The organism is Caballeronia sp. LZ029 (assembly GCF_031451275.1).
Classification (GTDB): Bacteria; Pseudomonadota; Gammaproteobacteria; order Burkholderiales; family Burkholderiaceae; genus Caballeronia; species Caballeronia jiangsuensis.
On record NZ_JARUXO010000002.1, the window covers coordinates 836,463 to 861,111 of the forward strand.

The following is a 24,649-nucleotide window of genomic DNA, read 5'->3' on the forward strand; positions in this document are numbered from 1 at the left end:
AGATGGCTGATGCTTTCACTTTTCCTGTTGAGTGGAAGACACGGCTACGGTACGACGCTGTATGTCGCGGAGCACGGGAACAATAAGTCTTCTGGCTTAAGCACCGCACTTGGCACATCGAGCGGCCCGCTCGCGGATATCGGAGAAGCGATAAAAAGAGCAAGTCAGTATTACGACTCCAAAGCGCCAGCGACTGTGTCCATTGCGGTCATGGACGGCGTATATCGGATTTCGGCGCCCATCCGGATCGCGCAGAATGCCTCGGGATCACCGCTCCCTCCTTTGCGAATCTATGCCATCAATGCTGGCGCGGTACGAATCAGCGGCGGTAAAGAGCTTACTCAATCACGCGCTCTGAAGTCGGGCGAGGTAGCTGACGTTCCGCCTGCTTCGAGGTCGGCTATTCGCGTCTTCGATTTCTCCGCAAGCCCTTCCGGACTTCATGATTTGGAGGCTCATGGCTGGAACAATCCTGCCACCGTGGCGAACACGGACCTCTACTTCAAAGGCACGCGAATGCGCCTGGCGCGCTGGCCGCGGACTGACTATGCGACCATCACTTCCGCGAATGCGGGCGAGCCCGACACGGTCTATGTCACGCCCACGCCTCCCGGTCGATTCACAAGTGAGATAACCCTGTTTGCGGCGGGCTACTTTTCCTATGACTGGGCCATGGAGGCACTGCCGGTGGTTGCAGCAAACAGCAGCGGGAGCCGTATCGTGCTCGGCGCGGCGCCGTCTATTCCAACCCAGATCGGCGGACGATTTTTCCTTGAGAATGTTCCCTCTCAACTGACGGCCCCGGGTGATTGGGTCCTGGATGTCAAGGGCCGGCGTATTCTCTTCTGGCCGCCGTCCAACGATATGTCGGGCACTGAGATATCGTATGCCGAATCGTTGATGACAGTGGACGGCGCAAGCGACGTTGAACTGAACGGCCTGAATTTCGAATTGTCGCGTGGCCCGGCAATCCTCGTCACGAATTCGGATAACATCCGCGTGGTCAACTCGACGATTCACAACATCGGTGGACGCGCCATCGACGCAACGGGGAACCGAATCCAGGTTACGAATTGCAGCATCCACGATGTCGGCGACGGCGGGGTGTACATCACAGCGGGAGATCGAACGAGCCTGGCACCTGGCGAGTCAACTGTCTCCGGTAGCGATATCTACAACTACAGCCTTTGGAACTATACGTATCGGCCGGGAATTCAATTGTCGGGCGTTGGAAACATCGCAAGCGGAAACCGCATTCACGATGCGCCGCATATGGCCGTCAAACTGGAGGGCAACGACCATACGCTCGCGTCCAATGAAATCTACAACGTGGTTCAGGACTCGAGCGACGCCGGCGCTGTCTACATGGGTCAGGACTGGACTCAACGCGGCAATGTAATACGCGATAACCATCTCCATGACATTGGAGCACCTTCCCGGGATGTGCGAGGCGTTTATCTCGACGATCAAATCAGCGGAACGTATGTTTTGGCGAACGAGTTCGTGCGCGTTACCCACGCAGTCTTTGTGGGCGGTGGCAGAGACAACGTAATTTCCGACAATGTATTCATCGATAGCAATCCGGCGATCGAGATAGATGACCGGGGTCTCACATGGCAGGCGGCTGCGGTCCGTGATCCCGACGGGCCTTTTATGCGCGGGTTGGAGGCCGTCCCGTATACCGGAAGTGTCTATAGCAAGTATCTGCATCTCAAAGACATACTGATCGACAACGTGGGAGCGCCGAAATACAACGTTTTCCAAAATAACACGATGGTGCGCAGCGGCTGCCCTGAATTCGCCAGCGGCAACACATGCACCAATTGAAGTAACACCGACAAACCAGGGAAAGACGATGAACCGTGCGCAGTCACTCATGGCAGCGATCTCCGCCGGTCTTTTGCTGAACGCTTGCGGCGGCGGGTCTTCTTCATCAGACGTTGCACAGGCCGTCAAGGCGCCCACGACGTCTTCATCGAGTCTGGTTGCTATCGGCGATAGCCTGACGGAAGGCGTCGGATCGAGTAATGGTGGATATCCTGCTGTGCTTTCTGGCATGTTGAATGACAGGCCATATGCGAATCTCGGCATTGGAGGTCAGACATCGACGCAGATAGCATCGCGGATCGGCGCGCTACCGTCGGCACTGACGCTCGACGGAAACGCTGTCCCGGCGAGCACCACTGCGGTCAGTGTCGCCAGCTTGTCTATCGATCTGCTATCGACACCCGCCGACGACACCGCCCGCAGCAAATCCGGAAGCCTCTGTTCGATTCACGGGGTGCTGCAACGTACGGCCGTCGGTGGTCCGCCTTCCACGAGCGAGATCTACACATTCACGCGTGACGCATCCGGCCAGGCCGTCCCGTGTTCTCCCGCTTCTGCGTTTCTCGCCGATTCGGAAGGCTATGATGCATGGACTGCCATCATATGGGTCGGTCGAAACAACTACGACGACGTGGCAGCCGTCGTCGCCGATGTCAAAGCTATCGTGCAGTGGCTCAAGCCTTCCAGCGCGCGTTTTGCCGTACTGTCGGTCATAAAGGGCGAGTATAGCTACGAGTATGCCGGCATCCTTGGCGCGCAACATATCGACCAGATCAATGCCGAGTTGAAAGCGGCATATCCCGACAATTTCGTCGATATCGAGACTGTGCTGGTCAATTCGTACGATCCGAACCTCCCTCAGGATGTCATGGACCATATGAACAATATCCCGCCGACTTCACTACGCTCTGACACGGTCCATCTCAACGATGCCGGATACGGCATCGTCGCCACACAGTTGAAGTCCTTTATTTCGTCCAGGAACTGGTAGTAGCCGGACTATCGCCTACGCTTCTCGCCGCCGTCACTCATCCGCCAGCGGCGCATTCGAAGTCTCGCGGCTTGCGAGCATCGCAACGAGCGCGACACCCGCTGCCGCCACGAGATACCACGCCGGAGCCAGCCGGTTGCCCGTGACGCCGATGAGCCATGTCGCGACGAGCGGCGCCGTGCCTCCGAAGAGCGCATTCGCCGCATTGAAGCAGAATGCGAAGCCGCTATAACGCACACGAGTCGGGAAGATCTCCGACAAAAAGCATGGCAACGTGCCGTCGTTCATCGTGAGCAGCGCGCCGAACGCAATCTGGATCGCGACGATCATCGCGAAGCTCGCGCCCGCCAGGCCCTTGAAAAGCGGCACCGTCAATACGGAGAACAGAATCGATGCGCCGATAAGCATCGACTTGCGTCCCACGCGATCGGATATTGCGCCCATTACGAAGATCAGGCCGATATACGTCGCAAGAGAAATGGTCGCCGCCATGAACGAGGCCGTCTCGCTCATCCCCATCTCGGTAGAGAGATACGTCGGCATATAGCTCAGCACCAGATAAAACGCCACTGCGTTGAGGCAGGTCACGCCGAAAGCAATCAGCATCCGCCCACGATGCTTCGACAGCAATTCGGCTATCGGCGTCTGCGCGCCATGATGATTCCGCTCCATAGCCTTGAAGCGCGGCGTATCTTCCAGCTTGACGCGGATATACCGCCCGATCAGACCAAACGGCGCGGCCAGCAGAAACGGCAGACGCCAGCCGAAGGAGTGCAATTGTTCGCTCGTGAGCGCGACATGCATGAGCGCGACAAGAATCGAACCGAACAAAAGACCCGCAGCCGTGCTGGCCGGAACAATGCTCGTATAGAAGCCGCGCCGCTTGTCCGGCGCATATTCGGCGAGAAATGCGGCCGCACCCGCATATTCACCCGAAGCAGAGAAGCCCTGCACTACGCGCACCAGAAGCAGCAGAACCGGCGCGAGCATGCCGACCTGCGCATAGGTCGGCAACAGCGCGATCACGAAAGTCGAGCACGACATGATGAGAATCGACAAAGACAGTGAAGTGCGTCTGCCTATCCTGTCGCCGACGTGGCCCCACACGATGCCGCCGATCGGCCGCACGATGAACGAGATCGCGAACACGCCGTAGGCGGCGAGCAAACCGGTCGCGCCGTCGGTCTTCGGGAAGAACACGACGGCGATGATCGTCGCCAGATAGCCATAAGATGCATAGTCGAACCACTCGACGAAATTGCCGATGAAGCTCGCGCAGGCGGCACGCTTCAATAGCTTCGGATCGACTTGCGTGCTTCCCTTATCCAACGCCTCGGGCAACGCAACCTGCGCGGTTACCGCTCTTTCCGTGTTCATCGAATGTCTCCGGACGTGATGATGCGATTGCTTCGTGCGGTCCGGCGACGACACCGTCGCCGGTTCGTGCATTGCCCGCTCAGGCAGCGATGATGTTGTGCTCGGGTCCGTAATGGAAGCCCGTGATGTTGGTCGCGCCCTTCTCGCCGACGACGAGGATGTCGTGTTCGCGATAGCCGCCCGCACCGGGCAGGCCTTGCGGCAGCATGATCATCGGCTCCATCGAGACGACCATGTTCGGTTCGAGCACCGTGTCGATGTCTTCGCGCAGTTCGAGCCCCGCTTCGCGTCCGTAGTGATGCGAAAGCACGCCGAACGAATGACCGTATCCGAAGGTGCGGTATTGCAGTACGCCGTATTCGGCGTAAATCTTGTTGAGCTCGTTTGCGATATCGCAGCATCGCGCGCCCGGCTTGATGAGTTCGAGCCCCGCCTCATGGACCTCGACGTTGATCTTCCACAGGCGCAGATGAGCGTCGGAGCAGTGATCGAAGAACATCGTGCGTTCGAGCGCCGTGTAATATCCGGCGATCATCGAAAAGCAATTGAGGCTGAGGATGTCGCCTTTTTCGACCTTGCGCGTGGTGACGGGATTGTGCGCGCCGTCCGTGTTGATGCCGGATTGAAACCAGGTCCAGGTATCCATCAGTTCCGAATCGGGAAAGCGGCGGGCGATTTCGCGCACCATCGCCTGCGTCGATGCAAGCGCCACTTCGTGCTCGGGCACGCCTTCGTGAACGGCCTGTGCGAGCGCCGCGCCGCCGGCATCGCACACATTCGCGCCGTGCTTGATGACATCGATTTCTTCCGCCGACTTGATCATGCGCATGCGCATCGTCTGCACGCCGATATCGACGAATTCGACCGATGGCAGCGCGGCCTTCAGCTTCGATAACATCTCGACCGGAAGCTGATCGAACTCGACACCCACGCGTCCCTTGTTTTCGATTTCTCCTTGCACGGCGCGGAAAAAGTTATCGCGTTGCCAGTCCGTATAAACGACGTTGTAGTCGCCCACGGTGCGGCGCCACGGTTGGCCGCCGTCGATGTTCGCTGAAATCGACACGGCTTTCTTCGGCGTCACGACAAGACCGTATTTGCGCCCGAACGAGCAATACAGGAAGTCAGCGTAGTAGTTGATGTTGTGATACGACGTGAACAGGACAGCGTCGATGTGTTCGCGGGCCATCAGTTCGCGCAGCCTGCCGTAGCGATTCGTGTATTCGGCGTCGGAGAACGTGTGCTTCGCTTTATCGCCGTTCTCGATGCGGATGAGGTTCTCCATTTTCATGCACTCAGCTCCTGGGTGAAAAGTCCGTCGGTGTGAGTGAATGGTAGGAGCGTGGTGGTTTCGAATATTTCCTGATTCGACGTCAAAATTCTCATTTTCGACATCGAGGGTTAACCACGAACGGCGCGTGTCTACGCCGCCTTCAAAGGGACTTTTGATACCGCCGGCGATCGGCTATCGGCGAGATGCCGAACTGAGCCTTGTAGCGCGTAGAGAAATGAGTGAGCGATGTGAAGCCGGTTCGCGCGCAAACTTCTTCGAGCGTGCGCGCGGTTCTATAGAGCAACTGACGCGCGCGCAGAAGGCGTATTTCGAGGTAAGCCTGCGCCGGTGTCTTGTCGAAGCGCTCCTGAAACCATCGCTCGAGTTGACGTTGGGAAACCTTCACGAATGTCGCAATTTCCGCGATGCTGAGCGTCTCTTCGATATTGCTTTCCATGACCTGCAATGCTTCGTCGAGTTTCGCGTGCGCATCGCCGATGTATTGCCTGAGCGACGTCACCTGCCGCTCTTCATGACCGCGCCTCTCCGCGACGAGCAATTCGAGCACGCGCGCCGCGAGTGCGGGAGTGCCCGGTGGAAGCGCAAGCAAATGCACCATCAGATCGAGCGGCGCGACACCGCCGCTACATGTGTATCGATCACGATCCACCTCGTAGAGCCGATTCGACACGGTAAGCTTCGGAAACTGCTCCAGCAGCGTGTCCTGGTCCTCCCAGTGAATCGTGCAGCGATATCCGTTGAGCAGGCCCGCGCGCGCGAGAAAATAGCTGCCGGTATCGAGACCACCGAGCGCACTGCCGCGACGCGCCTGCAAGCGGAGCCAGTCCATGATCGCGCCAATGCCCTTGCGTGGAATCGGATTCGGTCCGACGACGAACACCGCGTCGAAGTCGCCCGCCTCCGGCATCGAGACATCGGGGATTACGCGAATGCCGTCGCTCGACCGCACGACGTCGCCATTCGCGCCGATCAGCGTGTACTCGTAGACCACGCGCTCGACGAGCATATTGGCAATGCGCAACGGATCGACAGCCGTGCCGAGCGCGATCAGCGAGAAGTTTTCCAGAAGCAGAAAGCCGATTCGCATGACACGCATGTCGTGCATGCGAGGATGCGCTTGCCTTGTCGTTCTAGCGAAATTGGTCGTGGATGGCATTAGAGGCATTACTTATCGCGTGACTCAATATCGCTCCATTTTATAGAAGGCTATTCGCATGGGATAAGATCAGAGGCTCAAACGCTGCCACTCATAGCGAGAAACGAACCGCTATTCGAAAATGATCTGGCTTGCCAACGCGATTCTCGTGCTGCACGCGCTGATCGTGCTTTTCATCGTCGGCGGATTGATCGCTATCTGGGTGGGCGCCGCAACGAAACGCAAGTGGGCTCGAAACCGCGCGTTTCGGAGGGCGCACATCGCGGCTATCGGTATCGTCGCGACGCTCGCCGTCGTCGGACTTCCCTGCCCGCTCACCGTTCTGGAAGATCAGTTGCGCGCCGGGGAGACGGGCGCGCAAGGGTTCGTGCAGCGCTGGGTCGGCGCCTGTCTTTATTTCGATTTACCGGTTTCGGTATTCACGCTCGCCTACGTCGTTTTCTTCCTCGCTGTGGTGATGACGTGGCGCCGCATTCCGCCAGGCTCGTGACGGATCCGATTCAGACCGTCGTGCGTGGAAGATAGCCGTCCGGTTTGCCCTGGAGCTTGCGGCTCACCTTGAGGGCGAGCAATACCGGCTTCGTGATATGCGGACGCAGGATCGCATGCTTGCGCACATACCGGGGAACGTGCCACTCGGAGCGCGTACCCGCGTAGAACAACGCTGCGTGTCCCGCGCGCAATGTCCGCGGTTCCTGGCCTTCGGCGGTGATGATGACTTCGCCTTCGATTACATAGATCGTTTCGTCTTCTTCGAAGTACCAGTTGAAGCGGCCGGCGGTGCAATCCCAGACCCAGGAAGTTGTCGTGGTGTCGAGACTTTGAGACCACCTGCCGCTGCGCGCGACTGGACTTCCTTCGAGGACCCATGCCGGGTCGATCGGATCTGGTTCGAGCAATACGTCATCCAGACGCACGGACTCGAAAACGGGCGTTGTCATGAAGGCTCCTTTACGGTTGCTGATGATCGGTCATGAACAAAGCGAGAGGCTGCTGTGCCTTGCGTATCCACCAGTGCTTTGCATCGCCTGATGTGTCGTCTATGTGCAGACAAATTCGCAAGAAATTCGTTCAGCGATCACATTACATTCTGTAATGTTTATTGATCATACCGCGTCTTGAGCAATCGCAAACGGAAAACGTGTGCCTTGTATGACAAAACCGCGCGGGCGTTCTCAGTGATGATCGAAGAGCGCGATCTGATTTGCCTTGATCATCGAACGGACCTTCGACACGAACTTCGTCTTGGGATCCAGCTTGCACGCTTCCGCGACCGTCGTGCCCACCGGCTGCGCCGTATCGATCACCGTGGTCTCCGTTTCCTTCACGCCGAGCTTGTCGACGCCGGCTACCCAGTAGACGAGCGCAGGTTGATACGCCTCATCGACCTGCACGAAATCCGCACACGTCATTTTCGCGGGGGCGACTTTTATTTCCTTCGCGCTGGCGGCGCCGGCGGCGCAAACACAGATCAGGGCAAGCAGAATTTTGGCAGGCTTCATAAGACATTCCTTTGTTGGATGATTGGGGTTTCTTCAAACTGCAAGCACATCTTAGTAATGCAGAGTTAGCCGAGAATTATTCAGGCGGGCTGCGCTGCGCGTACATGGCCGGAGCCCAGCAGCGTCCAGCCGATACCGCGCACATTGCGAATCAGTGCGCGCCCGAAGCGTTTGCGCATCGAGTGGATCAGCACGTCGAGCGCATTGCTTTCGACTTCGTTGCCCCAGCCATAGATGCGTTCTTCGAGTTGTGCGCGGGAAAGAATTGCCTCGGGCCGTTCGAGAAGCGCGTGCATCAACGCGAATTCCCGCGCGGACAAGGGCGACGCGACTCCCTCGCGCCAGAGCGTGCGGCGGTCGAGATCAAGGCTCAGTTCTTCATTGCCGATGCACGATGTCGCATAGCCAGCCTGACGACGCAGAACCGCGCGAATGCGCGCCAGCACTTCGCGAACATCGAAAGGTTTGAGCACGCAATCGTCCGCGCCCACGTCCAAACTGCGCACGCGCGTCTCCGGGTCGTTGCATGCGGTGAATGTCAGCATCGGCACCTTGTTGCCCGATTCCCTCGATGCCCTCAGCAATTCGAGACCGCCGCCGCACAACAAACCGAGGTCGAGCAATACCACCGCGTAATAGGCTGCGTCGATGGCGAGACGGCCCGCCCGCGCCTCGCGGACCCAGTCGACCCGGTAGCCGTCGTTCTTCAAGGCCCGGAACAGGGCCTGCCCCATTTGCAGATCGTCTTCAACCAGTAACACGCGCATGATGTCCCTTCTTGTGGAAATTGTTCGTCGCAGTTCGTTGAAAAATGCAGGCACACCGTCTCTGGCGTTTATTACGGACTCCGAATCGATATGGATGGTGTTCCGGCAGTTCTTTCCGACCGATTCGGTTCAACGATGATCAGTCGAGCTAGTGCAGTTTAGAGTCGGAGCGATCGCATGTCTGTCCTCACGAAACAGGACAACAATCATTCGCCCGCTAGCCGAGCAAAGCAGTCAGTGCAACGAGTTCGCGCTGCGTGCCGATGCCGAGCTTCGCCAGCGCCCGCTGTTTGTAGGTAATGACGCTCGCCGGAGAAAGCGCGAGCATCGCGCCCACGGTTTTCGCGGTCTCGCCCTGCCCCAGAAGTTTCGCGACGGATCGCTCGCGCTCCGACAGCGCCGTGTGCCATTTGATCGAGACTTCGCGCGGCACGTTCGGCGTCGCGCTCAGTCTCGCGTGTGTGGAGGCGAGCGCGGCGAGAAAATCCGCGAAGGCGGCGACGCAGGCTTTATCGCGGTCGGTGAAGCACCCCATCGCCGTAGACCGATAGACGCTGAGAAACGCCGTGTAGCCGGGTCCGGGCGCGATCACCGAAAGCTTGTCCGCAATGCCTGGCTCGATGAAGAACCGCTCGTAGTATTCGGCGTTCGACTCGCGATTCAGCATCATCGAACGAACGGTGGGCATGACGGGACGTGTCGCTGCCATTGCTTCGGCGCAAGCGAACTCGCGCACCAGCGGATCCTCACGATAGCGGCCGCCTACATAAGCTTCGGTGAGGCGCGTGGCGACACCACGAGAGCGCCGACTGGCAAGCGCCGATATCTCCGCGTGACGCGGCTTGACATTGACGATCACGCAATGCTCGATCTCGACGATGCCGGCCAGCGCGTTGATCAGGCTATCGCCGAAATCGCCGGTTCCTGCCGCGCGTACACAGTTGGAGAAAGGAAGGACATCTGCAAAGTCTCGCGGATTCATACGGATGCTCATGCCTTGAAAACGATGCTCGGATCGCGCTCAAGAAGCCAGGAGCAAGGTTGCCTTCTGAGCGCTGGAAGGCACCGGGCGCGAACATTATTTGGGCGATGATTCACCGCTGATTTAAGTCGTGTCGTTCGCGCAATCGAATGAATATCCAATTGCAAGCTTGTAAGCCCACTTGAATACCAGTGATTCGAGTGGCGCTATGTTAGGAAGCTCGACGTAGGTCGTCTTGTCGTTTTAGCCTGTGATTCGCGACGATTTCGGCACAATTTCTTGATCTGCAACCAAACGATCATGCGTGCCGTGACGCACTGCGGAAAAGTCGAACGAACGTTCAGTATGGCTTGTCGCTTTTGATCTAATGCGCGTCGTGCAACATAAAGCAGCGCGCCCTGCGATGCATTGCACGTTGCGTCGCGCAGCGTCAGCCGAAGACTGCTCCTCAACGATGACCATGCCCCTTCACGAAATTCATCAAGGCAGCGAAAGCGGGAGGAATGGATGGGTCCGCTGCCTGGAGCCGTAGTGCGTCGCCGCCATCGATGTTGATTCGATACGTGCGGCCGTCCGGCACCGCCTTCGCGGCACGCGGACCCGGCGCGCTCGCCTCGTCACGCGCTGCGGCGACGAGGCGAGCGAATTCGGCGCCGTCTTCCGGCGACAGATCGTGTTCGTCCAGAACGACCGGCCGTGCAAGTCCTGGAATCGCAGCGAATCCGCCATCGGTCGTCAGTTCCGCATGCATCGAAGGCTCCCGTGACGATTGATGCGAGGCGCAGCCCATGCAGAGCAGTATCGCGCCGATATAGAGTCCTGCAAGCAGACGGACCCATGCACTCGTCACAATACACCGACTTCGGTCCATCCTTTCTTCACCGCCGCCGACTCCGCGCTGCTCGCGCCATAAAGCCTGCTCGCGGTCGAAAGCGTGAGCTTCGCGAACGTCTTGAAGGTCGCCGTCGGCTTGAGATGCGAGTCGGTCAGGGTCTCATACCAGATTCGTCCCGCTTTCTCCCACGCATGTCCGCCGATTTCGAGCGCCGCCACGCAGAAAGCCTTGTTTGGAATGCCCGAATTGATATGCACGCCGCCGTTGTCCTGCGTCGTGCGAACGTAGTGGCTCATGTTGTCCGGTTGCGGATCCTTGCCGAGGCGCGGATCGTCGTAGGCAGTGCCGGGATCTTTCATCGAGCGCAACGCGACGCCCTTAACGCCCTTGGCGAGCAATCCTGCTCCGATGAGCCAGTCTGCCTTGTCGGCCGTTTGTTTGAGCGCATATTGCTTGATAAGCGAACCGAATACATCCGACACCGACTCGTTCAACGCACCCGCCTGCGTCATGTAGTTAAGGCTGGCCGTGTGCTCCGTCACGCCATGCGTCAACTCATGACCGATAACATCCAGCGCTATCGTAAAGCGGTTAAAGAGTTCACCGTCGCCATCGCCGAAGACCATCTGCTGTGAATTCCAGAACGCGTTGTCGTAGTCGGTTCCGAAATGAACCGTGCCGGTGAGCGGTAAGCCGGCATCGTCGATCGAATTGCGATGGAACACTTCGAGATAGAACTCGAAGGTCGCGCCGAGCCCGTCGTAGGCCTCGTCGACGGCCTCGTCTTTCACGGGCTTGCCGCCTTCAGCGCGAACGACCGTACCCGGCAGCGTCTCCGTATGGTTCGCCGTATAGATGGTCCTGTTTGCCGACGGTGTCGCGGCCGTGGGCATCGGCGCGGCGTGGCGCGGTGCGAGCGCTGCCTGTACCGCGCGGAAATGCCGCATCGTGTGGTCCTTCGACAAGGTGTCGATGGCAATCTCGCGCTGCTTCGCATCACCATGTTTTGCGATGTTCTCCAGCATATGCGGCGGCAGAATGCAGTAGATCGAATGAGGACGTCCCGGCTTCAGTTGATTGCACATGATCCTGTCCTTTTTCAAAACGAGTTGGATTGGTGACGCGGCTACGACGAAGAATCTAGACGATGGCATCGATTAGTCAATGCGGGCGCTTTTACCGAACGCGTTCTCGTGAACCGCTTCATGCGGGTTATTCGAATCGAATATAGGCGTACTAAGGTTTCGATCGAAAGCGATTGAAGTGTCCAAGCTCCCGTGCGGGCCATCGAGAACGGAATCTGGCTGCCGAACGTGTTACTGCGCACTAAAGGTTTACCCAAATCATCAATTTGTTGGCCACCGCACCGAACTGAGGAATCGAAAGGATGTTAAATCCTTGCAAAACGTGCAATGAGAAACTCAAGAAAATGCGCGACCTTACTAAAGAATTAAGCGGCTTAGGGATGCGTGACGTTGCCAGCGTCGCGTTTTACCGAAAGATGCGTGCATGCGTCGGTAATTTCGAAAGCGGAGGCGACGCATGACGCCGATCGTTTTCGGAGGCCGTTTCGGGTGGCTTCATGTCGGTCAGGGAAGCCACGGCGTCGTGCTGTGCAATCCCTTCGGACACGAAGAGGCGTGGGGACACAAGGCCATGCGCTATCTCGCCGAGGAGCTTTCACGGCGTGATATTCCGGTCCTGCGTTTCGACTATCTCGCAACGGGCGATTCAGTCGGCATCGATCACGAAAGCGATCGGCTCGACGACTTTGTCGCGGATATCGGCGCGGCGATCGAACGTTTGCGGCATGACGCAGGCGTCACCAAGGTCACGTTATGCGGCTTGCGGCTTGGCGGGACATTGGCGGCGCTGGCATCGCAACATCCGCTGGTGGATTCGCTCGCGCTGCTCGCACCCGTGATCAACGGGCGTCACTATCTGCGCGAATTGACGGCTCTGCGAAAGACGTGGGTCGAGAATCTTCCCATGGACGTGCGCGCCGGACAGATCGATTCGCCCTTTCATGTGCTCGGGCAAGTCTATAGCGAAGCGTTCCGCAGCCGCCTTGGCACGCTCGATCTCGGCAAGTCCATAAGCCGGCATCGCGCGATGCCCAAGCGCGTGTTCGTGGCCGATCTACGGCCCGGCGCGAGCCAGTCGCTATGCACTGCGTTGCGCGATCGAGGCGTCGAAGTGCAAGCGGAAAGCTTCGACGACTATTTCGAATTCATGCAGGAGACTGCATCGTCTACCTTGCCGGAAAAGACGCTCAAGCGGACCGCGCAATGGATAGCGCAAAGCATGGCCGAAGACGAACTCGGCGATGCCCTGCCGGACCGCATGAGAAAGGCGTCGCGGCCGAGCATGAGCGACGATGCGATCATCGAGACGCCTGAAGCCATCGAACGCCCGGTGATCTTCGGCGCGGCCGGACTCTTCGGCATCTTATGCGAGCCGCGCGACAGGCTCGCGGGCGGACCCGTGATCGTCATCACCAATACGGCGGGGAGCGTGCATCAGGGCGACAGCCGTTTGTCCGTGCGCATCGCGCGGGAAATGGCGCAACGCGGCATTGCATCGTTGCGCTTCGACGCGCGCGGCATCGGCGATAGCCCCGCGCGCTCGCCGGATGGAACGCTGGACACGACCGCATCGATCCATGCGGAAAGCACGATCGAAGATGTGGCGACGGCGGGCGCATGGCTCAAGCGCAAGGGCTACGATAACGTCGTCGCGTTCGGAATCTGCTCGGGGGCGTATAGCGCGTTGCGCGCTTCGCTCGTCGAGCCTGCTATCGCGGCCGTGATCGCCGTGAATCTGCAGCGCTTCTACATCCCCGAGCGGCTGACGCTGCAAGAACTCAGGAACCAGCGGCGCAACACGATGGCGCGTCTCGGGCCGGCCATCCTGAAGCCGAAGAAATGGTGGCTCGTGCTGAGCGGTCAACGCAGGCTCAAGCCGATCGTCAAGGCGTTTGCATCGAATGCCGCGGCGCGGCTGCAATCGCAGATGCTCGGTGTGACCCGCAAGAAAGAGGTGCATACCGGCGGCAATCACGCGCTGACCGATCCGCACAGCGTCGTTCACGCGCTCGAACGCAAGGGCGTGCGCACGCTGCTCGTGTACGGCGCGGGTGACGAAGGGCTCGACCAGCTCAACGCCCATTTCGGCAGGCACGGGAAGAAGCTCTCACGAACGACGAGAGTGAAGGCCGCTGTTTGCAGGGATGTCGATCACGCGCTCTACGACACGCGCGCGCTGGCCAGCGTGATTGCGTTGTCCGAGACCTTCATTCGCGATCTGCAACCGGCGAGCGCGCCGGTGATGGAAGCCATTGCGCCGCTCGGCGTATCTCAGCAACTTTGAGTTGATCCCTACGTCGTCTTCGATACGGAACGCCGCCCGCTTATGGCGGGCGCGGGTCCGTATCGAAGACAAGACGCCTCGGTTCGCGACGATGTTCGTCCGACACCAACACACATCCCCGATCTGTTTTTAGACAGCCGACACGTCGACACCTAATCTCCGGTGTCGAATCGATGCGAAGTCGCGTTGGCGCTGAAATTTCTCTAGCCTTATCAGCCTGTTAGATTAACCGAACAGATCTTCTAGTCCCTCCTGGCACAGCCCTCGCATATGTAGCTGCGAGCGCAACGATTAATGCTCAACCAACCCACCCAGTCCAGGAGAACCATCATGTTGAAGATCGACAACCTCGCAGTGAGCAAAGAACTCGGCCGCGCTGAAATGGGCGCCATCGTCGGCGGCGCAAGCATCTTCCAGAACAACGGCATCAACGCCAACTCCATCAGCGGCTTTGCTTTCGCCAGCCCGCAGACCAACGTCGCGCCGGTGACGCAGGTCGATGCCTCGCAACACACCGACGTCGACGTGAAGAACATCACCAAGTCGCTCTCGTCGATCGGCAGCCTGATCGGCGGCGTCGCGGTCTGATAGCCCATCTCATCTCAAACCACACACTCATCCGGAGAACCATCATGTTGAAGATCGACAACCTCGCAGTGAGCAAAGAACTTGGCCGTGCCGAAATGGGCGCCATCGTCGGCGGCGCAAGCATCTTCCAGAACAACGGCATCAACGCCAACTCGATCAGCGGCTTCGCCTTCGCCAGCCCGCAAACCAACGTCGCTCCTGTGACGCAAGTCGATGCATCGACGCACACGAACGTCGATCTGACCAACGTCACGAAGTCGCTCGACGCGGTCGGCAGCCTGCTCGGCGGCGTGAAGGTCTAACGCCTCACTCAATCATTCATTCAAGTTATCAGGAGAGACATCATGTTGAAGATCGACAACCTCGCAGTGAGCAAAGAACTCGGCCGCGCTGAAATGGGCGCTATCGTCGGCGGCGCGAGCATCTTCCAGAACAACGGCGTCAACTACAACTCGGTGAGCGGCTTCGCCTTCGCCAGCCCGCAAACCAACGTCGCCCCGGTGACGCAAGTGGATGCTTCGACGCACACGAACGTCGATCTGACCAACGTCACGAAGTCGCTCGACGCGGTCGGCAGCCTGCTCGGCGGCGTGAAGGTGTAAGCATCGACCCTCGAAGGGAGAAGGAACCACGACGTTTCCTTCTCCCTCTCTTCGCATTTCCGCTTCGTTATCGATTTACAGGCCCTCGCGCGCAACGCGTGGATTCACGCGGCCGTCCTCATTCCAAATTCTCGTCCTAAGGGCAATCGCCTGGGAGCTCGTGCGCGCGCACACGGTGCTGCGTTTCTGCGTCTACATGCGCCGGAACATAACTGAGTCGATTCTGTAGTGGTCGATCGAGTTGTCAGTCCCACGCCGACACGCTCCGGCGATGTGTCTTCCACCATCCGACGATTCGATCATGCCGATACTTCGCCAATCGCTCGCGCATTGCTTATCGAGCATTTATTTGCCTTCATCTTCAACGAGTTGGATTAACCGAACAGATCTTCCAAGTATCCCTGGCACGGCCCTCGCATATAGAGATGCGAGCGCAACGATTGGTGCTCATCCAACCACACAGTCCCAGGAGACACATCATGCTGAAGATCGACAACCTCGCAGTTAGCAAAGAACTCGGCCGCGCTGAAATGGGCGCCATCGTCGGCGGCGCGAGCATCTTCCAGAACAACGGCATCAACGCCAACTCGATCAGCGGCTTCGCCTTCGCCAGCCCGCAGACCAACGTCGCTCCCGTGACGCAAGTGGATGCCTCGCAACACACCGACGTCGACGTGAAGAACATCACCAAGTCGCTCTCGTCGATCGGCAGCCTGCTCGGCGGCGTCGCGGTCTGATAGCCCATCTCATCCCAAACCACACACTCATCCGGAGAACCATCATGTTGAAGATCGACAACCTCGCAGTGAGCAAAGAACTCGGCCGCGCAGAAATGGGCGCTATCGTCGGCGGCGCGAGCATCTTCCAGAACAACGGCATCAACGCCAACTCGATCAGCGGCTTCGCTTTCGCCAGCCCGCAAACCAACGTCGCTCCGGTGACGCAGGTCGATGCCTCGCAACACACCGACGTCGATCTGACCAACGTCACGAAGTCGCTGTCGTCGGTCGGCAGCCTGCTCGAAGGCGTGAAGGTGTAAGACAGACCGCTTCATTCAAGGGAGAAGGAACAGTTTCCTTCTCCCTTTTTCTCGTTTCTTCCCCACTGCGACGCTCTACACGAGTGTCCGCATCGAATTGAAAATAATTCGGTTTCCGAATTATCATCCCACGCCGTCGATCCGTAAGAACGCAAGCTCACGCTCGCATTAGGTCGCTCTACGCGCCGCGGTTCGGCGTTCTTCCGTCCTCTCTATAGCGCCTGTTCGCCTAACACCGACAGATCACGCTCATCTGTTTTTCCACGGCCGACAGCTAGTCCGGAGACGTCGGCTCAAAATCGCCTAATCAACTGCATCGACAAATTATTTTTCTATTCAAAATCAATTCGTTAGAGCGACTCAACCGATCTCCGAGCCTCGCCTGGCACAGCCCTCGCATATGTAGCTGCGAGCGCAACGATTAATGCTCAACCAACCCACCCAGTCCAGGAGAATCATCATGTTGAAGATCGAAAACCTCGCAGTCAGCAAAGAACTCGGCCGTGCTGAAATGGGCGCCATCGTCGGCGGCGCAAGCATCTTCCAGAACAACGGCATCAACGCCAACTCCATCAGCGGCTTCGCTTTCGCCAGCCCGCAAACCAACGTCGCTCCCGTGACGCAAGTCGATGCCTCGCAACACACCGACGTCGACGTGAAGAACATCACCAAGTCGCTCTCGTCGATCGGCAGCCTGCTCGGCGGCGTCGCGGTCTGATAGCTCATCGCATCCCAAACCACACGCTCATCCGGAGAACCATCATGTTGAAGATCGACAACCTCGCAGTCAGCAAAGAACTCGGCCGCGCTGAAATGGGCGCTATCGTCGGCGGCGCAAGCATCTTCCAGAACAACGGCATCAACGCCAACTCGATCAGCGGCTTCGCCTTCGCCAGCCCGCAGACCAACGTCGCTCCCGTGACGCAAGTGGATGCCTCGCAACACACCGACGTCGACGTGAAGAACATCACCAAGTCGCTCTCGTCGATCGGCAGCCTGCTCGGCGGCGTCGCGGTCTGATAGCCCATCTCATCCCAAACCACACACTCATCCGGAGAACCATCATGTTGAAGATCGACAACCTCGCAGTGAGCAAAGAACTCGGCCGCGCTGAAATGGGCGCAATCGTCGGCGGCGCGAGCATCTTCCAGAACAACGGCATCAACGCCAACTCCATCAGCGGCTTCGCTTTCGCCAGCCCGCAGATCAACGTGGCGCCGGTGACGCAGGTCGACGCATCGCAATACACCAACGTCGATCTGAAGAACATCACGAAGTCGCTGGACTCGATCGGCAGCCTTCTGCACGGCGTGAAGGTCTGAAGCAGCACCGTCGACAGGAGAAGGAACAAACGTGCTTCCTTCTCCTCTCTTCACGCTTCGGTGCCGGCGCGAAGAGATCATCGGCAAGCAAAGAGCCTGAAAGACACCTGTTCCCGCGCAAATCACCTCGGCGCAGACACCACTTCCAGCGCCACCAGATTCGACACGTAGCGGCATGGCGCACGGCGCGCCTTTTCACGCAACCTCCCCGGTCGCGCGCCGATTTCAACCCACGGTTATCATCGGCTTCGTCATCCTTCCGAGCGTGAAGCCATGAGCACTCTTCCTTACCGCAGCGCCCTCATCATCGGTGCCGGTAGCGGCATCAGCGGTTCTCTCGCCCGGCGTCTGCGCGCCGAAAACATTCCGGTCGTCATCGCGGCGCGCAACGTCGACAAGCTGTCGGCGCTCGTCGATGAAACCGGCGCAATCGCGCTGCCCGTCGATGCAGCCGACGCCGACCAGACCGCAGCGCTTTTCGCCGAAACCGATGCGCGCATCGGCGCGCCGGAAATCGTCATCTACAACGCGAGCGGGCGCGTTCGCGGGCCCATCGCGGAACTCGACGCGGCGGCGGTCGAACAGGCTGTCGCCGTCTCGGCGTTCGGCGCGTTCCACGCGGTGCAGCAGGCGGCGCGCCGCATGATCCCGGCGGCCAAAGGCGCGATCCTGCTGACAGGCGCGACCGCGGGCGTCAAGGGATTCGCGCTGTCCGCGCCGTTCGCGATGGGCAAGTTCGCGCTGCGCGGCCTCGCGCAGAGCGCCGCGCGGGAACTCGCGCCGAAGGGGATTCATGTCGCGCATTTCGTCATCGACGGCGGCGTGCGCTCCGATCAACGCGCCGATCCGCCCGACGCGCCGGACAGCACGCTCGACCCCGACGCCATCGCGCAGACCTATATCGATGTGCTGCGCCAGCAACGCAGCGCGTGGGCGTGGGAAATCGAGCTGCGGCCGTGGGTGGAAAAGTTCTGAGCGCCTCAGGTCTCGTCAGCGCCACCCGCCCGTATCTGCTTCACCCCGCGCCCGAGTCGCCGCCGCAACAGCGTGCGCAACGTCGCGCCGTCGACATAGCCGACCTCGGCGGCGATAGCCTCGATATCGAGACGGCTCGAACGCAGAAGATGCACCGCCCGCTCCACGCGAAGATCCTGGAAATACGACAGCGGCGACTTGCCGAGCACCGCCTCGATGCGCCGCTGCAAGGTGCGCGTGCTCGTCGCGAGCGCGTGGGCGGCGGCGTCGAGCGAAAAACCCTGCGCGAGCCGCCCGCGTGCCCAGCGCTCGAAGCGCTCGACCAGCGGGTCCGCGCGCGCCAGATGATCCGGAATCATGTAAGGCGCCTGCGACGGACGCGCGTCCACGATCAGGTAACGCGCCACCGTCGCGGCCAGCGCGGGACTCGCCTGATTCATCAGCCAGAGCGCGAGATCGAGATGGCCCATCGCGGCGCCCGCCGTCGCGAATTCGCCCGACGGCACCACCATGCGCCCGCTGTCGAGGCGCACGTCGGGATAGCGCTGTCGGAACAACGGCGCGAGCCACCAGCTCGTGGTGGCCTCGTGACCGTCGAGCAAGCCGGATTCCGCCAGCACGAACGTGCCGATACACGCCGCCGCGATCTTCACGCCGTCCGCGTGATTCTCCGCGAGCAACTGCATGGCGTCTTTCACGTCGCGGCGGGCGAGCGCGGGCAGCAATTGGGCGGGCATCTTGGTGGCGGGCGCAGGCACGATCAGCCAGTCGGGGCGCGCCATCGCGCTCGCGGATTTGACCGGCACGCGCATGCCGAGCGCGGTGCGCACGTCGCGCCGCACGCCGATCAGTTCGATCTCGAAGCGCGGGCCGACGCCCGGCTCCAGCATGTCCGCCAGCTCGTTCGCGGTGGTGAAGGCGTCGAGCACGGCGGACAGCGCCGTATCGAATACGCCGTCGAGGGCGAGAACTGTCGTGCGCATGGCGTAAATAATTCTAAAAGTGTCATTTCCGACAATAGCCGCGACGCGTCGATCTGTCTAGAGTGACGGTTATTCGATTCATACACGGAGCAGACATGAGCCTTCCGACGCAAACAGCACTCGATCGCCCGATCTGGACCGCGCTGACGACGAAACAGGCGCATCTCGGCCTGGGCGACACGCTCGCGCGGCGTTTTCATCCGGACGTCGCGCCTTTCGCGGCGGTCGCGTCGGAAACGCCGGACGCGTGGCGCGCGCTGCACGCGCTGCTCCAACCCGGCGAGCAGGTCGCCATTCTGTCGGCGGATACCGTCGCGGGCATCGATACCTTGCAGGCGAAGCGCGTCGGCACGATTCATCAGATGGTCGCGATGCAGCGCTTCACGCAAAGCATCGACGACAGCGACGTGATCGACCTCGGCCCCGCCGATATCGACGCCATGCTCGCGCTCGTGCAACGCACCAAACCGGGCCCGTTCGGCAAGCGCACGCGCGAGATGGGTCACTACATCGGGATACGCGAGCAGGGAGAACTCATCGCGATGGCGGGCGAACGCATGGCCATCGAAGGTCATGTCGAGATCAGCGCGGTATGTGTCGACGAACGCTGTCGCGGACGCGGTCTCGCCGGCCGGCTGATGAACATCCTGCGCAGGGAAATCGGGCTACGCGGCGAAACGCCGTTTCTGCACGTGTTCAGTCACAACGAGAGCGCCATCGCCCTGTATGAACGGCTCGGCTTCGAATTGCGTCACGCGTTCGCGCTCACGCAGATCAGTCAGGCCGAATCCGGAAACAGGTGTTGATGCAGGAAGTCGACGAACACGCGCACCTTCGGCGGCGTCATGCGCCCTGACGGCCAGAGCGCGCGAAACGGGATGCGGTCCGCCGTGAAATCTCGCAGGACGGCGACGAGCGAGCCATCCGCGAGTTGCGCGCGCACGGCGTAATCGGGCACGCTCGTGAGACCGAGCCCCCGCTCCGCCAGCGCGATGAGCGGCTCGACCGCGCTCGCGATGGCCGTCGACGGAAGCTCCACGTCGAAGGGCGCGCCATCGCGCACGAAGGTCCAGCGCCTGAGACGCCCCGTGCGCGAGAAGCGATGCTGCAGGCACGCGTGCGCACCGAGCATTTCGGGCGTCGCGGGCACGCCGCGCGCTTCGAGATAATCCGGCGAGCCGACGATCAGATGCGTGTAGTGCCCGAGCGTGCGCATCGTGAGTTGCGAATCGATTGCGTCGCCGGTGCGCAGAACGACATCGAAACCATCGTCGATGACATCGACGAGACGGTCGCTGAAATCGATATCGAGCTGCACCTCGGGATACGCGTGCATGAACGCCGACAGCACCGGCATCAGCAGCGCGCCGACGAGCGGAATGCTCACGCGCAGGCGGCCCATCGGCTTCGCGCGCGATATCGCCAGTTCGGACTCGGCCTCTTCGATTTCGTCGAGAATGCGCTGGCAACGCGCGAGAAACAGTTCGCCCTCGGGCGTGAGACGCACGCTGCGCGTGCTGCGATGAAAAAGCCGCACGCCGATGCGCGTTTCCAGCCGCGCGACAGCCTTGCCGATCGCCGATGCCGAAAGCCCGAGTTGCCGTCCCGCTTCCGCGAAGCTCAGCGTTTCCGCCGCGCGCGTGAAGACGACCATGCCGCTCATGTGGTCCAGCGCGCCGGGCGCGCGCGCGGCGGCTGCGCTGGTCGCGCTTGCGGTCGGCGTCTCGTTCATCGCAAGGCTCTCCGTCATTCTGACGATCCGATCCCCATGAATCGATCAGCGCGTGCATGCGCACGGCATCGGCGATGATAACGCTCCGGCACATCGAGCGGCGCCTTGTCGCCATGCTCGCCGAACGCGGACATCGGGCGGATAAATGCCGCGCGAGCGCGAACGACATGACTATTCCTCCCGCCCGAACAATCGGCCTTTCACCGCCACGACTGGGCGAGGCGCGATTGCGGACACGCGTGTCCGGGGTGCCTGAACTCGTAGGAGGTTTTTCTCGGGGCGCGCCGCGTCTACAGTCCGGGTCAAGCGTCGCCGGTCGTCGGCGTCACGCAACAGCTACCCGGAATTGTGGAGAAACGAAATGTCCAAACTCTTTTCGCACGTCAAAGTCGGTTCGTATGAATTCGGCCATCGCGTCGTTCTCGCGCCGCTCACCCGCATGCGTGCCGATTCGGGCGCGCGCCCCGGCCCGCTGATGGCCGAGTATTACGCACAGCGCACTTCGCCCGGCGCGCTCCTGATCGGCGAAGCGACCATCGCCGCGCCGGAAGGCAACGGCTATCTCGGCGCGCCCGGCCTCTACGACGACAGCCAGATCGCCGGATGGCAAGCCGTCACCGATGCCGTTCACGCCAAAGGCGGCCGCATCTTTCTTCAGCTTTATCACGCAGGGCGTCAGTCGAACGCGCAGTTGCAGCCCGATGGCGGCCGCCCGGTCGGGCCGTCGGAAGTGCCGCACGGCGGCGTCGCGTACACCGAGGCGGGCTGGGTGCCGAACACGCCGAATCGCGCGCTCGAAACATCGGAGATCGCGGGCATCGTCGAAAGTTTTCGCGCGGCGGCCGCACGCGGCGTCGCGGCGGGATTCGATGGCGTCGAACTGCATGCGGCCAACGGCTATCTCTTCGACCAGTTCCTTCAGGACGGCAGCAACCGTCGCACCGACGAATACGGCGGCACGATCGAAAATCGGGCGCGCCTGCTGCTCGATACGGCGCGCGCCGTGATCGGCGTCTGGGGCGCGGACAAGGTCGCCGTGCGACTCGGGCCGAGCGGCTCGTGGGGCGATATGTCCGACAGCGATCCCCAGGCGCTCTTCGCCTACGTCGCAAAGGAACTCGACACGCTCGGCATCGCGTATCTGCATCTGATCGAGCCGCGCATCGCGGGCAATGTCGAGGATGAGACGCGCGATCAGACGCCGCTCGCGGCGAAGTCGCTGCGCGCGCATTTCCGTGGTCCGATCATCGTGGCGGGCGGCTTCGATGGCGTCAGCGCCGAAGCGATCCTCCAGTCAGGCGACGCCGATCTGGTCGCGTTCGGCCGGCACTTCATCGCCAATCCCGATCTGCCGGAGCGTCTGCGCAAGCACCTGCCGCTCAATCGCTACGATCGCGCGACCTTCTTCGGCGGCACGGATGTGGGCTACACCGACTATCCGTTCCTCGACGAAGAGGCCGTCGCCGCCTGAAGTCCCTGCGATGCGCACAGTCAGCGCTCGAGCCACGCGCGCCAGCCGCCGTATCGCGTGATGTCGACGGCGCCTTCGAGCGCATGCGCCTCGCACACGAAGCCGGTTTCCCAGCGGCCATCCGCGAGTTCGACCTTGCCGAGCGCGAGCGGCGCGGGAATGCCCGCGAGGAAGGAGCCGACCTCCGCGCTCGGCAACGTCCACACTTCGACCGCGATCGCCGCGCCGTTCGCTTCGTCGCGCGTCATGCCGGGCCGCTGAACCGCACCGCCCGCGAGCGCATACAGGCGATAGCGCGGCGCGCTCGATGTCGCTTCGACGAGGCGCGCGCCGCGTGCGGTCAGTTGTCCGTTCAGCGGCAAGCCCGCGAGATGCGCGCCGCACACGACGAGCTTCATCGTGTCGTCACGCGCGGCGTGTGCGGGCGCATCCGTGCCCTGCCGCGCGCCGCCGATGAGCGGCACGTCGAGCTTGCGATGCAACGCATCGGCGACGCTCAGCAGATATTGATCCGTGAAGGCGCGGCCAAAAAGCGTCACGCCCCACGGAAGGCCGTTACGCATGAAACCCGCGGGCGTCGCGATGGCGGCGTAATCGAGCAGATTCATGAAGTTCGTGTAATGCCCGAGCAGCGAGTTCGCACCGATCGGATCGCGCTCCAGCTCGGCGAGCGTGACGGCGCGCGGAATCGATGGCGTCAGCACGCAATCGAGATTCGCGAGCACGGCGTCGCAACGCTGCTTCAATGCTTGAAGCTTGTATTGCGCGCGAAACGCATCGACGGCGGTCGCGCCCGGCGCTTTCGCGAGCACGTCGCGAATCACGGGCAGCACGGCATCCGGCTGCGACTCCATCAACGCGCCGGCGACGCTGTAGCGCTCCGCGACCCACGGCCCTTCGTAGAGCAGACGCGCGGCTTCGAGGAAAGGCGCGAAGTCGATGTCGACCGCCTCGCCGCCGAGCGCTTCGAGGGCCGCGCACGCGTCGGCGAAGAGCGCGGGACTTTCATCGCAACCCGCGAATTCGAGCTGACGCGGCACGCCGAAGCGAAAGCGCGCGACCTTGCCGAACGCCGTCGCATCGTTCCATTGCGGATTCGAGCGGCTGTAAGCATCGGCGGGATCGTGGGCTGCCGTAAGTGCTAGCAGCGTGCTCGCCTCGCTCGCGGTCGCGGTGAAATACGTCACGCAATCGAGCGTGCGGCACGCGGGCACGACGCCCGCCGTCGAGAGCAGGCCCTTCGTCGCCTTCGTGCCGACGAGGTTGTTCAGCGCGGCGGGCACGCGGCCCGAACCGGCGGTATCGGTGCCGAGCGCGAAGCTCGCGACGCCCAGCGCGACAGCCAGCGACGACCCCGCGCTCGATCCGCCCGACGGATAGTCCGCCAGCACGCTGTTGCGGCACTTGCCGTAGGGCGAGCGCGTGCCGTTCAGGCCGGTCGCGAACTGGTCGAGATTGGTCTTGCCGATGGGCACCGCGCCGAGCGCGATCAATTGCGCGACGAGCGTCGCCGACTGCTCCGGCGTGTACGCGAACGCGGGGCACGCGGCGGTCGTCGGCACAAGCGCCAAATCGATGTTGTCCTTGATCGCGAACGGCACGCCGTAGAGCGGCAGCGAATCGATATCGCGTGTGTCGAGCGCCGCGAGATACGGCTCGATTTCGTCATCGTTCAGCAGATGAATGAAGAGCCGATAGTCGGCGTTCAACGCAGCCGCACGCGTGCGCAACGCGCCGATCAGCGCGCGCGGGTTCGCGCGGCCTTCGCGATATGCGGCGCGCAGTGCGGGAAGACGCAGGTCGAATGAATCCATGTCCGATGATTCCTTGTTGATAT

Annotated in this window: 27 protein-coding genes; 15 read left to right on the forward strand and 12 right to left on the reverse strand. The window is 61.0% G+C overall.

Annotated features, from left to right (window positions below; translation table 11 throughout):
- The first annotated feature begins 9 nt into the window (after positions 1 to 9).
- Both QCE73_RS18625 and QCE73_RS18630 read left to right on the forward strand, forming a co-directional pair.
- The gene (locus QCE73_RS18625; protein ID WP_309882936.1) at positions 10 to 1,827 is read left to right on the forward strand and encodes a right-handed parallel beta-helix repeat-containing protein; all 1,818 of its coding nucleotides are present in this window, start codon (positions 10 to 12) and stop codon (positions 1,825 to 1,827) included.
- Between the two features lie 49 nt (positions 1,828 to 1,876).
- Positions 1,877 to 2,818, forward strand: a complete 942-nt coding sequence (locus tag QCE73_RS18630; protein WP_309882937.1) for a hypothetical protein — start codon at positions 1,877 to 1,879, stop codon at positions 2,816 to 2,818.
- Positions 2,819 to 2,851: 33 nt separating this feature from the next.
- On the opposite strand, the gene QCE73_RS18635 is transcribed toward QCE73_RS18630, so the two are convergent.
- From QCE73_RS18635 to QCE73_RS18645, 3 genes are all read right to left on the reverse strand, one after another.
- Complete coding sequence (locus QCE73_RS18635) at positions 2,852 to 4,195, reverse strand: MFS transporter (RefSeq protein WP_309882939.1); 1,344 nt, start codon at positions 4,193 to 4,195, stop codon at positions 2,852 to 2,854.
- 79 nt (positions 4,196 to 4,274) lie between these two features.
- Positions 4,275 to 5,486, reverse strand: coding sequence for a M24 family metallopeptidase (locus tag QCE73_RS18640; protein ID WP_309882940.1), 1,212 nt, complete (start codon positions 5,484 to 5,486; stop codon positions 4,275 to 4,277).
- Between the two features lie 142 nt (positions 5,487 to 5,628).
- Positions 5,629 to 6,585, reverse strand: coding sequence for a GlxA family transcriptional regulator (locus tag QCE73_RS18645; RefSeq protein WP_309882942.1), 957 nt, complete (start codon positions 6,583 to 6,585; stop codon positions 5,629 to 5,631).
- Positions 6,586 to 6,766: 181 nt separating this feature from the next.
- Between QCE73_RS18645 and QCE73_RS18650 the strand changes: the two genes are divergently transcribed.
- The gene (locus QCE73_RS18650; RefSeq protein WP_309882944.1) at positions 6,767 to 7,135 is read left to right on the forward strand and encodes a DUF2784 domain-containing protein; all 369 of its coding nucleotides are present in this window, start codon (positions 6,767 to 6,769) and stop codon (positions 7,133 to 7,135) included.
- A 10-nt stretch (positions 7,136 to 7,145) separates the two neighbouring features.
- On the opposite strand, the gene QCE73_RS18655 is transcribed toward QCE73_RS18650, so the two are convergent.
- The 6 genes from QCE73_RS18655 to QCE73_RS18680 form a co-directional block, all read right to left on the reverse strand.
- Positions 7,146 to 7,586, reverse strand: a complete 441-nt coding sequence (locus QCE73_RS18655; protein ID WP_035508847.1) for a cupin domain-containing protein — start codon at positions 7,584 to 7,586, stop codon at positions 7,146 to 7,148.
- A 234-nt stretch (positions 7,587 to 7,820) separates the two neighbouring features.
- Complete coding sequence (locus QCE73_RS18660; protein WP_309882946.1) at positions 7,821 to 8,147, reverse strand: HdeA/HdeB family chaperone; 327 nt, start codon at positions 8,145 to 8,147, stop codon at positions 7,821 to 7,823.
- A gap of 80 nt (positions 8,148 to 8,227) precedes the next feature.
- Positions 8,228 to 8,914, reverse strand: a complete 687-nt coding sequence (locus QCE73_RS18665; protein ID WP_309882947.1) for a response regulator transcription factor — start codon at positions 8,912 to 8,914, stop codon at positions 8,228 to 8,230.
- A 217-nt stretch (positions 8,915 to 9,131) separates the two neighbouring features.
- Complete coding sequence (locus QCE73_RS18670) at positions 9,132 to 9,896, reverse strand: helix-turn-helix transcriptional regulator (protein ID WP_309882949.1); 765 nt, start codon at positions 9,894 to 9,896, stop codon at positions 9,132 to 9,134.
- 448 nt (positions 9,897 to 10,344) lie between these two features.
- Positions 10,345 to 10,647: a protealysin inhibitor emfourin gene (locus QCE73_RS18675; protein ID WP_309882951.1), complete on the reverse strand. Its 303-nt coding sequence runs from the start codon at positions 10,645 to 10,647 to the stop codon at positions 10,345 to 10,347.
- Between the two features lie 95 nt (positions 10,648 to 10,742).
- Complete coding sequence (locus QCE73_RS18680) at positions 10,743 to 11,816, reverse strand: M4 family metallopeptidase (RefSeq protein ID WP_309882952.1); 1,074 nt, start codon at positions 11,814 to 11,816, stop codon at positions 10,743 to 10,745.
- Positions 11,817 to 12,273: 457 nt separating this feature from the next.
- On the opposite strand from QCE73_RS18680, the gene QCE73_RS18685 reads away from it, so the two are divergent.
- The 10 genes from QCE73_RS18685 (at position 12,274) to QCE73_RS18730 (ending at position 18,626) form a co-directional block, all read left to right on the forward strand.
- Positions 12,274 to 14,100: an alpha/beta fold hydrolase gene (locus tag QCE73_RS18685; protein WP_309882953.1), complete on the forward strand. Its 1,827-nt coding sequence runs from the start codon at positions 12,274 to 12,276 to the stop codon at positions 14,098 to 14,100.
- A 330-nt stretch (positions 14,101 to 14,430) separates the two neighbouring features.
- The gene (locus QCE73_RS18690) at positions 14,431 to 14,688 is read left to right on the forward strand and encodes a hypothetical protein (protein ID WP_309882954.1); all 258 of its coding nucleotides are present in this window, start codon (positions 14,431 to 14,433) and stop codon (positions 14,686 to 14,688) included.
- A 44-nt stretch (positions 14,689 to 14,732) separates the two neighbouring features.
- On the forward strand, positions 14,733 to 14,990 hold the full coding sequence (locus QCE73_RS18695; protein ID WP_035511876.1) for a hypothetical protein: 258 nt from the start codon (positions 14,733 to 14,735) through the stop codon (positions 14,988 to 14,990).
- Between the two features lie 42 nt (positions 14,991 to 15,032).
- Positions 15,033 to 15,290, forward strand: coding sequence for a hypothetical protein (locus QCE73_RS18700; protein ID WP_187606882.1), 258 nt, complete (start codon positions 15,033 to 15,035; stop codon positions 15,288 to 15,290).
- A gap of 479 nt (positions 15,291 to 15,769) precedes the next feature.
- Positions 15,770 to 16,027, forward strand: a complete 258-nt coding sequence (locus QCE73_RS18705; RefSeq protein ID WP_035508838.1) for a hypothetical protein — start codon at positions 15,770 to 15,772, stop codon at positions 16,025 to 16,027.
- 44 nt (positions 16,028 to 16,071) lie between these two features.
- Complete coding sequence (locus QCE73_RS18710; protein WP_309882955.1) at positions 16,072 to 16,329, forward strand: hypothetical protein; 258 nt, start codon at positions 16,072 to 16,074, stop codon at positions 16,327 to 16,329.
- Between the two features lie 460 nt (positions 16,330 to 16,789).
- Positions 16,790 to 17,047 carry a hypothetical protein gene (locus tag QCE73_RS18715; RefSeq protein WP_035511911.1) on the forward strand — a complete coding sequence of 86 codons (258 nt, stop codon included), beginning with the start codon at positions 16,790 to 16,792 and terminating at the stop codon, positions 17,045 to 17,047.
- A gap of 44 nt (positions 17,048 to 17,091) precedes the next feature.
- Entirely contained in the window at positions 17,092 to 17,349 is a 258-nt protein-coding gene (locus tag QCE73_RS18720; RefSeq protein ID WP_035508838.1) for a hypothetical protein, read from the forward strand.
- A gap of 44 nt (positions 17,350 to 17,393) precedes the next feature.
- Positions 17,394 to 17,651 (forward strand): hypothetical protein, encoded by a 258-nt coding sequence (locus QCE73_RS18725; protein ID WP_035511437.1) that lies wholly within the window; start codon positions 17,394 to 17,396, stop codon positions 17,649 to 17,651.
- 273 nt (positions 17,652 to 17,924) lie between these two features.
- Positions 17,925 to 18,626 carry an SDR family NAD(P)-dependent oxidoreductase gene (locus QCE73_RS18730; protein WP_309882956.1) on the forward strand — a complete coding sequence of 234 codons (702 nt, stop codon included), beginning with the start codon at positions 17,925 to 17,927 and terminating at the stop codon, positions 18,624 to 18,626.
- Positions 18,627 to 18,631: 5 nt separating this feature from the next.
- On the opposite strand, the gene QCE73_RS18735 is transcribed toward QCE73_RS18730, so the two are convergent.
- Entirely contained in the window at positions 18,632 to 19,609 is a 978-nt protein-coding gene (locus QCE73_RS18735; protein ID WP_035511442.1) for a GlxA family transcriptional regulator, read from the reverse strand.
- A gap of 95 nt (positions 19,610 to 19,704) precedes the next feature.
- Here QCE73_RS18735 and QCE73_RS18740 point away from each other — a divergent pair, with 95 nt between their 5' ends.
- A complete protein-coding gene (locus tag QCE73_RS18740; RefSeq protein WP_309882957.1) occupies positions 19,705 to 20,415 on the forward strand; it encodes a GNAT family N-acetyltransferase in 711 nt (236 codons plus the stop codon).
- Here the strand turns inward: QCE73_RS18740 and QCE73_RS18745 are convergent.
- Positions 20,388 to 21,281 (reverse strand): LysR family transcriptional regulator, encoded by an 894-nt coding sequence (locus QCE73_RS18745; protein WP_309883159.1) that lies wholly within the window; start codon positions 21,279 to 21,281, stop codon positions 20,388 to 20,390. The genes QCE73_RS18740 and QCE73_RS18745 overlap by 28 nt on opposite strands.
- Before the next feature lie 421 nt (positions 21,282 to 21,702).
- On the opposite strand from QCE73_RS18745, the gene QCE73_RS18750 reads away from it, so the two are divergent.
- A complete protein-coding gene (locus QCE73_RS18750; RefSeq protein WP_309882958.1) occupies positions 21,703 to 22,812 on the forward strand; it encodes an alkene reductase in 1,110 nt (369 codons plus the stop codon).
- Positions 22,813 to 22,832: 20 nt separating this feature from the next.
- Here QCE73_RS18750 and atzF read toward each other — a convergent pair whose 3' ends face one another.
- Positions 22,833 to 24,626 carry an allophanate hydrolase gene (gene atzF, locus QCE73_RS18755; protein WP_309882959.1) on the reverse strand — a complete coding sequence of 598 codons (1,794 nt, stop codon included), beginning with the start codon at positions 24,624 to 24,626 and terminating at the stop codon, positions 22,833 to 22,835.
- Between the last annotated feature and the right edge of the window lie 23 nt (positions 24,627 to 24,649).